We start from the raw sequence: 12,662 nt of genomic DNA, 5'->3' as shown, positions 1-12,662 counted from the left end.
ATTTATTGCGCGATAAAGTTTAGCCCAACTTTTGTACACTGGATGTATCAGCAAAAACATATACCTCTAGCAACAGCCAGTGTTCAATGTTTTAGATCATAGTTAATCTACCAACATAATTATTTGCTCTGCTACTTTATGTAAACTGATGTGGTTATCCATTGCTTGTTTTTGTAACTTTTTATGTGCTTGGGCTTCGGTTAACTTTAATTGTTCAATCAAAATAAACTTAGCTTGGTTAATGATTTTTTGCTCATTAATGACATTTCTAGCTTCACTGAGCGCATTATTTATCAGTTTTATATGCTGACTTTGCTCGGCTATCAAATCATACATGGTTTTATTTGCAGCGAGTTTTTCGGCGGCAATATTGGTGTTGGTATAGCCATTTAGCTCTGCAGATAAAAGGGTCGCGGTGGTTGATATACTAAAATCAGGACTGTCTTTAGTAATTATAGCCAGTGTGCCTTGATGAGTGTCTAAACTTTGTTTTGCTGCAACAATTTGCTCTTTTGCAACAGCTATCAAACGCTTAGAAATTTGCTGCTCAATGTGATGCATAATATCGATTCGGGCAGTTGCTACGTCAAACCAAACTTCACTTAGCTGTGATAATTCTGGGTTATTGTTTGGCTCTAATTGCTGCAGCATAGCGCGTAATTTGTCTATTTCTTGGTTTGACTCATCCCGTAACAGTAGCTTGTAGCTTGCTATGAGTTGCTCATCGGCATATTGGCTAAAAAATTCAAAGCTGGTTTGTTGGTTGTGTTGAAAATGGCTTAACAATGCTTTTTGTTCGCTATCAAACTTATTACTGGCAAAAGCCATTGCACCACATGCACGTTCTTGCCCTGCGTATTCTTTGCCTTGCATAAAGTTAAAATAAGCAACTAACAGACGGGTGATCACAGGATCACTGGCACCATCAGCGGTTTCTAAAAATACATTTAATAAACTGGTAATAATTTGCGTAAAAGACTGCGTAGATTGACTCGCATTGAGTGCTTGTTTGGCTACCTTTTCACGTAATGAATAAAGTGTATCTAGGGATTGTAGGCTGATAGTTATTAAATTATATAAGCGGCTATTACCAACGCCTGGTTTTGTACATAAATAAGTTTGCGCCAGAGATTCAAACAAGGCTTGTTGTAACACATCAGAATGTTTTATTTGCTGTTGTAGTTGCTGTTCAAAAAGCGTTCTGTTTGAGGCGAGGTAAATATTACTCATCGCACGCTCTTTTTGTAGTTGATGCACAAACTGGCCGAGTTTAATCAGGTTGTAACAACTTTTTTGTAATTGTTCTAACGCATGGATCTCTTCGTATTTAGCGGCTAATAGAAATTTTTTAGTGAGCGAATTATTGTGAGCCATAGATAGTTATTTTTGTGTTGTTATTTATGCTAACTCTGCAACCTTCATTCCAGTTAAAAATAAATCACAAATTTATTAAAGATAAAATTAAATTCATTAAATTACAGTGACTTGATAGCAAAGTGAGCGTTTGTGAATTATTGCAAGTCAAGTGGATAGCCTGCAGTGGTGTATTTTGGTGCATGCAGTGCACTGCTAAGATGCTTAAAGTGCGCTTGCTCAGTTTTTTTCTCCTGTAGGTGAGAGCAAGCGCGCGTATGATTTGTTTTAATAGGCGTTAAACGCCATAGGCTGTGACATTTAATAACTCGGGGCTAATTGGCATCGTATGATTGATAACCTCACCGATAATAATCAGCGTAGGGCCATGTATCGCCTCTGATGAGGGGATTTTAGATACTTTATCCAAGGTTGATGTATTAACACGTTGCTCTAAGGTGGTGGCTTGTTCAATCAGGGCGATGGGGGTATTTTTCGGCCAACCGACCGAAACCAGCCCCGACACCAACTGCTCTAATCTATTTAATCCCATATAAACCACCAGTGTGGAATTATCACCATTAGGCATGTGACGATATTTATGCCAGTCAGGCTGCTTTTTAGGGTCGCTAAATTGAGCCGTCATAAAGGTAATACTTGCTGCTACATGGCGTTTAGTGAGTGGAATACCGGTATAAGCGGACGTGGCGCATGCGGTTGTTACACCGGGTATAATGGCGAACTTTATCGCAGCTTGTTGGAGTGCTTCAGCTTCTTCACAAATACGTGCAAAAATACTCGGATCACCGCCTTTTAAACGCACCACGGTAAGGCCTTGCTGAGCAAACTTAACGAGTTGTTGGCAAATTTGCGGTTGCGTCATTGAGTGTTTGCCAGCGCGTTTACCAACAAATACGCGTTTACAGCTGGCTGGTAGTGAGGTAATGAGTTCATCTGCCACCAGCCAATCATATAAAACCACATCTGCGCTGTTTAATATACGCTGTGCTTTTACTGTAATAAGTTCTGGATCGCCTGGGCCTGCGCCGATCAGATACACTTGACCGGTTTTATTATTGCGGCTTTGGCCAGTACCGTATCGAGTAAAAATGTTATCAAGCCAGTTATTCTCTATGCTTGAAAAATATGAAAATACGCTCATAGTTATCTCACTTTTTAACTGACCGAGCTAGCTGCTAGTACTGGCTGGCTACTAATAAAAACCTGATCGTGTTCTACTTTTGCTTTATAGACAGGTACGCGAATTGTTTCTGCTTCTAAGCATTGACCGGTTTTTAGGCAAAAATGCTGTTTATACAATGGCGAAGCGACAACTAACTGTGCTTGCAGTGAGCCGACAATCCCTCTGGCTAACACATTTGCTTTGCCGATTGGGTCAAAGTTACTAATAGCAAATACGGACTGTTTATCGTTAGGAACATAGAACACGGCAACTTGTTGATTATTAACTTGTGCGCAGATCCCACTATTTAAAACGAGATCATTTAATGTACCAATTTTATACCAAGACATCTTCTTGCTCCTGTGTAATTTCTGTTACTGCGATAGGGCGCTGCTGTGCGTATTTAAGGGCACTTTTTTCAGCTTCAGTCGCGGGGCGAATTTGATTTCGCTCCTGTACAAATACAATGTTTTCATCAGTATCTGGGCTATTCACAAATTGACGGAAGCGCTTAACTGCATTTGGATCTTCAATGGTGCGCAGCCACTCACATGCGTAGGTGCTAGTGATATGCGCCATTTGTTGTTCAAGCTCTGCACAAATACCTAAGCTGTCATCAATCACGACTTGGCGTAAATATTCTAAGCCGCCTTCAAGATTCTCAAGCCATACCGAGGTACGTTGTAGCTTGTCAGCAGTATTAACGTAAAACATTAAAATACGGTCGATATAGGTGATTAAAGTGGTGGTGTCTAAGTCAGTTGCAAATAAGTCTGCGTGACGTGGACGCATGCCACCATTACCGCAGACATACAGGTTCCAACCACTTTCGGTTGCAATAATGCCGATATCTTTACTTTGCGCCTCAGCGCATTCACGGGTACATCCTGACACGGCCATTTTTATTTTATGCGGGGAGCGTAAGCCTTTGTATCGATCTTCAATAGCAATGGCTTGACCAACACTGTCTTGAACGCCATAACGACACCATGTGCTGCCAACGCAAGACTTAACGGTACGTAATGATTTTCCATAAGCGTGGCCGGTTTCAAACCCTGCGGCTATCAGCTTTTGCCAAATAACAGGCAGTTGCTCAAGACGTGCGCCAAATAAATCAATGCGTTGGCCGCCAGTCACTTTACAATATAGATTAAATTCTTTGGCGACTTCACCCAGTACAATCAGCTTCTCAGCGGTCACCTCGCCACCGGCAATACGCGGTACCACGGAATATGAACCATCTTTTTGCATATTAGCTAAGTAGTTGTCATTGGTATCTTGTAGGCTGACATGTTGCTCACTCAGGATATAGTCATTCCATGTTGAAGCTAAAATTGAACCCACAGCCGGTTTACATATCTCACAACCATGGCCTTCACCATGACTTTTAAGCAGCTCAGCGAATGTTTTGATTTTCTCTACTTTAACAAGGTGTAATAGTTCTTGGCGAGAATAAGCGAAGTGTTCACATAGATGGTTATTTACCTCAACGCCACGCTCGGCAAGTTCAGCATCGACCACTGATTTAAGTAATGCGGTACAGCCGCCACAACCGGTGCTGGCTTTAGTGCAGGTTTTTACTGCGCCAAGTTCGTTTGCGCCATTATCGATAGCGCTGATAATGTCACTTTTACAGACGTTGTGGCATGAGCAGATAGTGGCTGTATCGGGTAGGGCACTGCTTGACAGTGTTGGCGCGCCGCCTGCGCTGTCTGGTAAAATCAGGCATTCAGGATGCTCGGGCAACGCCATATCATTGAGCATATACTGGAGCAGTGTGTCATAGTCGCTGGTGTCACCAACCAACACTGCGCCCAGTAACTTATCACCGCTTTCGTTGAGGACGATTTTTTTATAGCAATCACGAATTGGATCTTGATATATCAGTTCCTTCGCATTGGCTGTCGCTCCATGCGCATCGCCAATAGATCCTACTTCAACACCTAATAACTTAAGCTTGGTGCTCATATCGGCGCCGTTAAATTGAAGGTCGCCACCTGACAACTGACTTGCTGCAACCCGTGCCATATTGTAGCCAGGGGCGACTAAACCAAATAATTTTTTATCCCATAATGCGCATTCACCAATCGCAAAAATATCTTTATTAGACGTTTGGCATGCGTTATTGATCACGATTCCACCGCGCTCACCTAAAGTAAGCCCCGCTTTATTCCCTAGGGTATCGTATGGGCGAATACCTGCTGAGAACAACACTAAATCGGTCTCTAAGTGGCTACCATCAGCAAAATTTAAGCGGTAACGACACTGCTCACCAGCAACTATCTCACTAGTTGCTTTACCTGTGTGCACGCTAACACCTAAGTTTTCGATTTTATTTCTGAGTAATTTCCCTCCTTGCTGATCAAGTTGAACCGCCATTAACTGTGGCGCAAACTCGACAACATGGGTATTTAAACCGAGTTGTTTTAATGCGTTCGCAGCTTCTAAGCCCAGTAAACCACCACCAATTACAACGCCTACCTTACTATCATTCGCACACTTTTTTATTTGTTCTAAGTCTTCTAGGGTGCGATAGACTAAGCAGTGGGATTGATCATTGCCTTTAATGGGTGGTACGAAAGGGTACGAGCCGGTTGCTAACACTAATTTATCATAGTCATAGATTGTGCCATTAGCAGTGGTGAGCTGCTTTTGCGTAGCGTCAATATGCTCAACCCACTGACTTGTATGCACAGTAATATTGAGTTTTTGGTAGTTTTCATGTGTCGTTAACGCTAGATCAGCAGCGGTTTTACCATTAAACACACTTGATAAATAGACCCGATCGTAGGCAAGATTTGCTTCACCACACAATACCGTGATCTGCGCATGCTGATCGCTACCACGCATTTGCTCAACAAAATGGTGCCCCACCATGCCATTGCCAATAACGAGAATTTTCTGTGGCATTTGTTTTTTCCTTCATGCTGACGGTTTAAATTTTGGCAATAAAAAAGCCCGCCACAGTAAACCGTTCGGTTAGTGTGTGCGGGCTTCGTTGCCATTACTGCAAAAGCAGTTTTATTTTTATATACCTAACTAAGCAATATCATTGCCATGTTTTTATCCAATTGTTTTTATTAATAATTGTTTTTTATGAGAGGTGTGAGCTTTATTGAATGTGTTACGATGGTGCAGTAAAGGCACATTAACAGTGCAACTTCCTTGCTGTTAATTCTGTCGCAACATAAAAGCCTATTGCTAATAATTAACTACAGCGATGATTTGAACTATTAATCTTTGGAGCGGGTGATCAAGAGTAGGTAGTGCTTTTTCTTTAGGTTTTTATATTTAGGATTGGTACGACTGAGTGGATTCGAACCACTGACCTTTGGACCGGGTGATCAAGAGTAGGTAGTGCTTTTTCTTTAGGTTTTATATTTAGGATTGGTACGACTGAGTGGATTCGAACCACCGACCTTTGGACCGGGTGATCAAGAGTGGGTAGTGCTCTTTCTTCTTAATGTTTTTTTATTCATTAATTGGTACGACTGAGTGGATTCGAACCACTGACCTTTGGACCGGGTGATCAAGAGTAGGTAGTGCTTTTTCTTTAGGTTTTATATTTAGGATTGGTACGACTGAGTGGATTCGAACCACCGACCTTTGGACCGGGTGATCAAGAGTGGGTAGTGCTCTTTCTTCTTAATGTTTTTTTATTCATTAATTGGTACGACTGAGTGGATTCGAACCACCGACCTTTGGACCGGGTGATCAAGAGTAGGTAGTGCTTTTTCTTTAGGTTTTTATATTTAGGATTGGTACGACTGAGTGGATTCGAACCACCGACCTTTGGACCGGGTGATCAAGAGTGGGTAGTGCTCTTTCTTCTTAATGTTTTTTTATTCATTAATTGGTACGACTGAGTGGATTCGAACCACTGACCTTTGGACCGGGTGATCAAGAGTAGGTAGTGCTTTTTCTTTAGGTTTTATATTTAGGATTGGTACGACTGAGTGGATTCGAACCACCGACCCCTACCATGTCAAGGTAGTGCTCTAACCAACTGAGCTACAGTCGTACAATAGTGAGTTCTTAAATATAATTTATTCTTATGATTTTGAATAAATTTGGTACGACCGAGTGGATTCGAACCACTGACCTTTGGACCGGGTGATCAAGAGTAGGTAGTGCTTTTTCCTTCGATGGTACTTTTATTTAATTTTTTACTTAAATTTGGTACGACCGAGTGGATTCGAACCACCGACCCCTACCATGTCAAGGTAGTGCTCTAACCAACTGAGCTACGGTCGTATCATAAATTTAAGTTGTGTTAATTACTTAACAACGGACGCTAATATATAGCGTGCGCCTGAGTGAATCAAGCTCGTTTATGCATTTTTGGTTTGTTTGCCGTTTTTTTATTCATATTGGGCTGATTTCACACGTTTTATAAAACGTTTGCCACCAAGTGACGTGCGTTTTTGCTGAATCTTTGAATGCAGTGAGCAAGTTATTTGGCTGATTTTGCTCAAGCAGTGCAGCAAGCCTAGGTTGATTTATAGTCGTACCGAGCCAAAGCTGTTGATATAGCGGCATCAATCGCTCTAAAGCGCCTGATAGCTGTGCTTGATAGGGTTGTAATTGTGCTAAGTAATACTTTTTAAATACGTTACTGACTATTTGCGCTTGGCGTTTATTTTTTAGTGGGTTACATAGTTCATTAAGCTCAATGCTTGCTAAATAGCGACTGGTACTTTGATTAAAGTATGTTTGTTGACGCACGGCGCTTATCAAAGCTTGATTAAAGTTAAACTGGCGTAGCACCGATAGCAGCGGGTAGAGTGCTTTGCTATCTATTTGTGCGTATTGCTGTTGTATTATTTGCTGCTTTAACGTCAGCAAGTTTTGCAGGGCAATCTCTGTTTCTACAAGGCCAGCTAAGTTTGTATCAAGTGCATAGCTGGTGAGTTGCCAAGTACGTTTTAACTCTGGATCCTTATAAAGTAAGTGGTTGAACTGCTTTAATAGCTGCTGTTTTTTGTTGGCTAGTTCCCGCTTTATTGCGTGATAGCTTTTTGATTCAGGGCTTAATTTATCTAAGCAGCTGGGGGCCAGTTGAATAAACTGGATTTGATAAGCTAGTTGACCGGCTGCGGTGGCAACTTTTCCCAGTTGACTATTATGCTCTGCTATCAGGGTATTAAGTTTACAATGAGATAGTTGCGCTAGCTGTATTATGCTTAATTGTTGTGACTGTATTGACTCATCATTATTGCTAATAGGGGCTAACTTAAGATTAGTGAGTTTTGCTGTCTCTGGAAATGGTTTATCAAGTGCCGTGGCGAGTCGCTGTTGATACTGATCATTAATATCCGTTGCTCTATCGCTACAGGCACTTAATAGTAAATACATTAAGAAAGTAGCAAGGCAAGCAAATCGTTTGTTTTGCTTGCCTTTGCTGTTAGTTATATTAAGCGCTTTTAAGTGGTTCATGTTTGAATCTATTTGCAACGGTTAGCATTAATAAAATAGCAGCAACACTTAAACCAACAATAATACCTACCCAAAAGCCATGTGGTCCCATCGCTGGCACAATCAAATCGGTACGTGCTAAAACAAACCCCAATGAAAAACCAATTAACCAGTAAGATATAAAGGTAATATAGGATATGGGAGCGGTATGTTTTAAACCCCTTAAAATACCGTTGGCGGCTACTTGTAGAGCATCAGGGAGTTGATAAATACAGGCTAAGATCATAATGGATGTTGCCAGTGCGATGACTTGAGCATCATCGGTATAAAGTTGGCTGATGATATCACGACCAAAGAAGGTGATAGCCGCAAGTAGTGCCGCAATGATCATAGCAAGAATATAACTTGTTGAAATTGCTTTTTTTAATTGCTCAAAATGATGCTGGCCGTATAAATTACCAATCCGAATACTGATCGCAATAGATAAGCTCAATGGCATCATAAACAGTAAGGTTGTAACACTGGCAGCAATCTGATGGCCGGCCACCGCAACGGCACCTAAATGCGCAATAAATAATGGGATACAGGCAAATAAAGTGACTTCAAAAAAAGTCGCTAGAGAAATAGGAATGCCGATTTTAGTAATGGTCCACATAGTATTGAGTTGCGGCGCTTTAAAGTTGGCCAACAGGGTTTTGGCATCCACTTTTTTACTCAATTGGCAGTAAATGACTTGTGCAATAGCCATTGCGCTGAAAACCAAAGCCGTGGCAATCCCACAGCCCGCACCGCCTAGTGCTGGCATACCTAGCTTGCCATAAATAAATATGTAATTTGCAGGGATATTGACCGCTAAGCCAATTAAGCTGATATAAAAAGCCGGCTTGGTCATCCCCATGCCTTCGGTGATATTGCGATATACACTGAACACTAAAAAGCCAATGACCCCCCACTTTACAAAGTGAATGTAGTCATAGGCCATATTGGCAATAGCAGGACTGGTATCAAGCTTTAAAATAATAACGTCGGCAAAGTAGGCGATGGATAAGCCGAACACACTTAATACGCCCGCAAGATATAAGCCTTGTTGAAAATAATGGCTGATACCTGCTTTATCGTTTGCACCAGAAAATTGCGCGATAATGCCGGTCAGGGCTAATAAGATACCTTGCAGAGCAAGCATTGCTGGATTCCAAACACCTGTTGCAATTGACAGAGCTGCTAAATCGGTCGGACTGACTTGCCCGGCCATGATGGTGTCAACCACTGACATTAAAACGAGAGTTACTTGTGCTAAAAAAACGGGAATTGCCAGAGAAACTAGCCGTTTGGCTTCCCAACTACAAAAAGTCATATCACTTGCTACGTAAACCGAAGAGGCCACTATTGTAATCGATAAAGCGTAGAATAAAAAATTATAGCGGTGAGTTGAGGCTATTCATTACAGTGCTAATGTATACTAAAGCGTAAAAATACATCCATGTTTTAGAAGGCGGTTTAAGTTATGTTTACAGGAATTGTGCAAACACAAGCAACGGTGATTTCAAATAATTATCAACACAGTGTGATGCGTTTAGTGCTTGCTGTCGCACCACAATACATTGCTAAAGTAGAGTTAGGTGCCAGTATTGCCATAAATGGTTGCTGTTTAACGGTTGTTAAAGTTCAGCATACAACCGAGCAAGCTTTAGCTGAGGTTTATTTTGATGTGATTGATGAAACATTACAATTGACTAATTTAGGCAAGCTTACCTCTGGCAGCACCGTTAACTTTGAGCGCTCGATGACATTTGGTACTGAGCTAGGTGGGCATATCGTCTCTGGTCATATTCACTGCGTCGCGCAGGTCAAAAATATTATTCACACAGACGGTAATTGTAAAATACAGCTAAGCCTACCAACTAAATGGCAAAAGTATGTGCTGTATAAAGGGTTTGTCAGTGTTAATGGAGCCAGCTTAACAGTAGGTGAAGTTGACGAGTCAGGTTTCTGGTTACATTTGATCCCAGAAACGTTAGCAATCACCAATATTGGTCAGGCATCACTCGGTGATGAGCTAAATATTGAGGTTGATCAACAAACCTATACCATTATTAATACTGTCGAAAATTACTTACGCCAACAGTCATCACAGTAATCTTTAGCTAGAATATCTGCTCATCATCGCTGTCTATATGTAACTCAACCTTACTATTTGCATAGTCAATATGCATATTAAAATGGATTGGGTTACAGCATGCGCTACAGTCTTCAAAGTAATCTCTGGCATCTAGGGTAATGTGAATATGGTGGCCACAGTGTGGGCAGCTGATCCGTTGTGAGAGATGATTTTGCATAAATGATCCAACCTTACAAAGCAGAGCTAATAAAGCATGACTATTTATGGGTCGGATAAATTGTTATGCTCCACATAGTTGTACACAACGCCCGCGATTACTGGGTTTGTATAATGTTAGGCGCTACCTAAATATAGTCTGCTTTAGCTATTTATGACATCAATTTGACAATAAAAATGGCCTTATTTCAGTAGCAGTTCTATTTGTTGTTTAGCTTCAGTAAGATAGTGGCCAGCAAAAATGTTAGCGTGATTTAAAATCGGGTAGAGCTGGTAAATTAATTTACGTTGTTCATAGCCTTGGCTAAGCGGATAGTGTTTATTATAAGCAATGTAGAAGGCATCTGGAAGCGGGGCAAATAGTTCGCTCATAGCAATATCGACTTCCCGATCACCATAATAGCAACTGGGATCAAAAATACTTGGCACGCTGTGAATAAAGCCCATATTGCCACGCCAAAAATCACCGTGTAATAACGATGGCTGCACATTATGACTGTGTAACATGTTTTTTATTAAAGCTACAAAGTAATCTTTATCGACCAATTCAATGCCTTTTTCATGCAGTAATTGCAGCTGCCAGCCAATGCGCTCTTCGGCAAAAAATATATTCCATTTTTTATGCCAGCGATTGGGTTGAGCGGTCGGGCCAATAAAGTTATCGTGATCAAAACCAAACATGGCTTGGCGATGTTTTAAGTGTAAGCTGGCAAGGTGGCTACCCATAATATGCCAATTGGTATGGGGCTGCGGATCTAGTTCAAGCCATTCTAATACAATAAATGAAAACTCAATACTAGAGCCAGTAGTGATACAATCTGGCACCATAAATAAGCTCTCTTGGGTGAGTAGCTTTAAATTGTGGGCTTCGTTTTCAAATCGCTCAAGGTCATTACGATGCGCGACCTTAACAAAGTATTGATGAATACCATCGCTTATTTGAAATAGTTTATCACTATTTGGACTTTGCAGTTGGCATTTACTGGTGTGCTTAAAGTCAAAATGCATAGCTTGGCTGATTTGTTCGTTAACCGTATTCCACATAGCATTGCTCACCTTTTATACAGATAATTAAACTATGGCAAAAAGTAGTTAAATAAACAAACTCTTGAGAGTAAAATTCATATTTTAAAACTGCATGCTCAGCGTTATACGATAACCCAACTGGAGGAACAATGAATAAAAGCCTTATTACGAATGTGATTGCGGGAATTTTCGTGATTACTGGTTTTTTATTTAACCAAGCAATTGTGCTGTCAATCGGCTTATTTGCACTTTCTGGTGCGGTGACCAACTTACTCGCGGTGCATATGTTATTTGAAAAAGTCCCGTTTTTATATGGCTCGGGTGTGATCCAACTGAAATTTGCAGGATTTAAAGTCGCGATTAAAAACCTTATTTTAACGGAGTTTTTTTCAGAGCAAAAAATATCACAGCTACTTGGCAATAAAACCATGGATATTGATTTGCAACCAGTGATCAATGAAGTGGATTTGAACCCCGCATTCGACACGCTTTTAGATGTTATCGAGCACTCTCAATTTGGCAGTATGTTAACCATGTTTGGTGGCAGCGCTGCGGTAGAGCCAATGCGTGAATCTTTTATAGAAAAAATGCGTAGTTCATTAATAACCATGAGCCAAACTGACGAATTTAAAACCTTGGTTAATACCAAGCTTAGCCAAACGAGTCTAGCTAGTGATTCATTGTTTACAACCGTATCAGGCCTTGTCGATGATAGGTTAGATGAACTGACCCCGAAAATGGTGAAGGACATTATACAAACCATGATCAGAGAACATTTAGGTTGGCTTGTCGTATGGGGTGGTGTGTTTGGTGGTTTATTTGGCCTTGTGGCAGCAATCATTTAATTTTTTAGGTAGCTAATTTAAGCTGACCAACTACTCGCCAGCTTAAATTAAGTGCATTGTTAGCATGCTATTTTGAACCTGCAACAACCAAAAATGTTTGCTGGTTTAACTTAGCTAAGTCTTGAATTGATGTGCCAGTAGCTGTTTCAAGACCTAAATACTTTGCAGTTTTATTAAAACCGTAAGTACCAGCAAATTGGGTCATGTTCATATTATTACACTGTAGCTTTTCGGCTGTGATGTTTTTATTAATACGCAACTCTTTCATAGTTAAATAAAGTTGGATTGGTCTATTTGATACCACGGCCATACAAACTCGTGTGCCAGGGCTGTTATCTGCCGCGACAAATTCAGCTGCTGTTGTATTGGTGGTAGTTAATGCTGCAGTGCCTAAAAGTAACGTTGTGCAAAGTGTCGTCGTTAAAGTATTCATCATCATTCTCCAGTGGTTTGGGTAAGTTGTCCTGTTGACGAATGTATTATTGGCCATATTTTTAATTAATGC

General features: G+C 40.8%; 11 protein-coding genes and 2 tRNA genes. 2 read left to right on the top strand and 11 right to left on the bottom strand.

Annotated features, from left to right (window positions below):
* Positions 1–102: 102 nt before the first annotated feature.
* The 8 genes from NDQ71_RS04145 to NDQ71_RS04110 all read right to left on the bottom strand — a co-directional run bounded on the left by NDQ71_RS04145 (position 103) and on the right by NDQ71_RS04110 (position 9,305).
* Complete coding sequence (locus tag NDQ71_RS04145; protein WP_301562301.1) at positions 103–1,374, bottom strand: nitrate- and nitrite sensing domain-containing protein; 1,272 nt, start codon at positions 1,372–1,374, stop codon at positions 103–105.
* A gap of 277 nt (positions 1,375–1,651) precedes the next feature.
* On the bottom strand, positions 1,652–2,515 hold the full coding sequence (cobA, locus tag NDQ71_RS04140) for a uroporphyrinogen-III C-methyltransferase (RefSeq protein WP_301562300.1): 864 nt from the start codon (positions 2,513–2,515) through the stop codon (positions 1,652–1,654).
* Between the two features lie 14 nt (positions 2,516–2,529).
* Positions 2,530–2,886 carry a nitrite reductase small subunit NirD gene (nirD, locus tag NDQ71_RS04135; protein WP_192542145.1) on the bottom strand — a complete coding sequence of 119 codons (357 nt, stop codon included), beginning with the start codon at positions 2,884–2,886 and terminating at the stop codon, positions 2,530–2,532.
* A complete protein-coding gene (gene nirB / locus NDQ71_RS04130; RefSeq protein ID WP_192542144.1) occupies positions 2,873–5,446 on the bottom strand; it encodes a nitrite reductase large subunit NirB in 2,574 nt (857 codons plus the stop codon). The genes nirD and nirB overlap by 14 nt, the downstream gene beginning before the upstream one ends.
* Positions 5,447–6,480: 1,034 nt before the next feature.
* Positions 6,481–6,557 (bottom strand) — tRNA-Val (locus NDQ71_RS04125).
* A gap of 156 nt (positions 6,558–6,713) precedes the next feature.
* Positions 6,714–6,790 (bottom strand) — tRNA-Val (locus NDQ71_RS04120).
* 111 nt (positions 6,791–6,901) lie between these two features.
* Positions 6,902–7,972 carry a DUF3080 family protein gene (locus NDQ71_RS04115; protein ID WP_283710614.1) on the bottom strand — a complete coding sequence of 357 codons (1,071 nt, stop codon included), beginning with the start codon at positions 7,970–7,972 and terminating at the stop codon, positions 6,902–6,904.
* Positions 7,950–9,305, bottom strand: coding sequence for an MATE family efflux transporter (locus NDQ71_RS04110; protein ID WP_301562299.1), 1,356 nt, complete (start codon positions 9,303–9,305; stop codon positions 7,950–7,952). Before NDQ71_RS04110 ends, NDQ71_RS04115 begins: the two co-directional genes overlap by 23 nt.
* A gap of 150 nt (positions 9,306–9,455) precedes the next feature.
* On the opposite strand from NDQ71_RS04110, the gene NDQ71_RS04105 reads away from it, so the two are divergent.
* Positions 9,456–10,088: a riboflavin synthase gene (locus NDQ71_RS04105; protein ID WP_064667025.1), complete on the top strand. Its 633-nt coding sequence runs from the start codon at positions 9,456–9,458 to the stop codon at positions 10,086–10,088.
* Between the two features lie 7 nt (positions 10,089–10,095).
* Here NDQ71_RS04105 and NDQ71_RS04100 read toward each other — a convergent pair whose 3' ends face one another.
* Together NDQ71_RS04100 and NDQ71_RS04095 are read right to left on the bottom strand one after the other, a co-directional pair.
* Positions 10,096–10,287 carry a CPXCG motif-containing cysteine-rich protein gene (locus tag NDQ71_RS04100; RefSeq protein ID WP_301562298.1) on the bottom strand — a complete coding sequence of 64 codons (192 nt, stop codon included), beginning with the start codon at positions 10,285–10,287 and terminating at the stop codon, positions 10,096–10,098.
* A gap of 182 nt (positions 10,288–10,469) precedes the next feature.
* Positions 10,470–11,330 (bottom strand): fructosamine kinase family protein, encoded by an 861-nt coding sequence (locus NDQ71_RS04095; RefSeq protein ID WP_064667024.1) that lies wholly within the window; start codon positions 11,328–11,330, stop codon positions 10,470–10,472.
* A 131-nt stretch (positions 11,331–11,461) separates the two neighbouring features.
* Between NDQ71_RS04095 and NDQ71_RS04090 the strand changes: the two genes are divergently transcribed.
* Positions 11,462–12,157 (top strand): DUF445 domain-containing protein, encoded by a 696-nt coding sequence (locus NDQ71_RS04090; RefSeq protein ID WP_192542140.1) that lies wholly within the window; start codon positions 11,462–11,464, stop codon positions 12,155–12,157.
* 67 nt (positions 12,158–12,224) lie between these two features.
* Here the strand turns inward: NDQ71_RS04090 and NDQ71_RS04085 are convergent, their stop codons facing one another.
* Positions 12,225–12,647, bottom strand: coding sequence for a DUF3718 domain-containing protein (locus NDQ71_RS04085; RefSeq protein WP_301562297.1), 423 nt, complete (start codon positions 12,645–12,647; stop codon positions 12,225–12,227).
* Positions 12,648–12,662: the final 15 nt, after the last annotated feature.

Source organism: Pseudoalteromonas sp. KG3 (genome assembly GCF_030436385.1).
GTDB lineage: Bacteria > Pseudomonadota > Gammaproteobacteria > Enterobacterales > Alteromonadaceae > Pseudoalteromonas > Pseudoalteromonas prydzensis.
The sequence above is the reverse complement of the archived record's forward strand: the minus strand, read 5'-3'. Positions and strand labels throughout refer to the sequence as shown.

Coding starts and splice junctions, on each gene's coding strand:
- NDQ71_RS04145 (WP_301562301.1), bottom strand. CDS start 1,374: ATGGCTCACAATAATTCGCTCACTAAAAAATTTCTATTAGCCGCTAAA.
- cobA (WP_301562300.1), bottom strand. CDS start 2,515: ATGAGCGTATTTTCATATTTTTCAAGCATAGAGAATAACTGGCTTGAT.
- nirD (WP_192542145.1), bottom strand. CDS start 2,886: ATGTCTTGGTATAAAATTGGTACATTAAATGATCTCGTTTTAAATAGT.
- nirB (WP_192542144.1), bottom strand. CDS start 5,446: ATGCCACAGAAAATTCTCGTTATTGGCAATGGCATGGTGGGGCACCAT.
- NDQ71_RS04115 (WP_283710614.1), bottom strand. CDS start 7,972: ATGAACCACTTAAAAGCGCTTAATATAACTAACAGCAAAGGCAAGCAA.
- NDQ71_RS04110 (WP_301562299.1), bottom strand. CDS start 9,305: ATGACTTTTTGTAGTTGGGAAGCCAAACGGCTAGTTTCTCTGGCAATT.
- NDQ71_RS04105 (WP_064667025.1), top strand. CDS start 9,456: ATGTTTACAGGAATTGTGCAAACACAAGCAACGGTGATTTCAAATAAT.
- NDQ71_RS04100 (WP_301562298.1), bottom strand. CDS start 10,287: ATGCAAAATCATCTCTCACAACGGATCAGCTGCCCACACTGTGGCCAC.
- NDQ71_RS04095 (WP_064667024.1), bottom strand. CDS start 11,330: ATGTGGAATACGGTTAACGAACAAATCAGCCAAGCTATGCATTTTGAC.
- NDQ71_RS04090 (WP_192542140.1), top strand. CDS start 11,462: ATGAATAAAAGCCTTATTACGAATGTGATTGCGGGAATTTTCGTGATT.
- NDQ71_RS04085 (WP_301562297.1), bottom strand. CDS start 12,647: ATGGCCAATAATACATTCGTCAACAGGACAACTTACCCAAACCACTGG.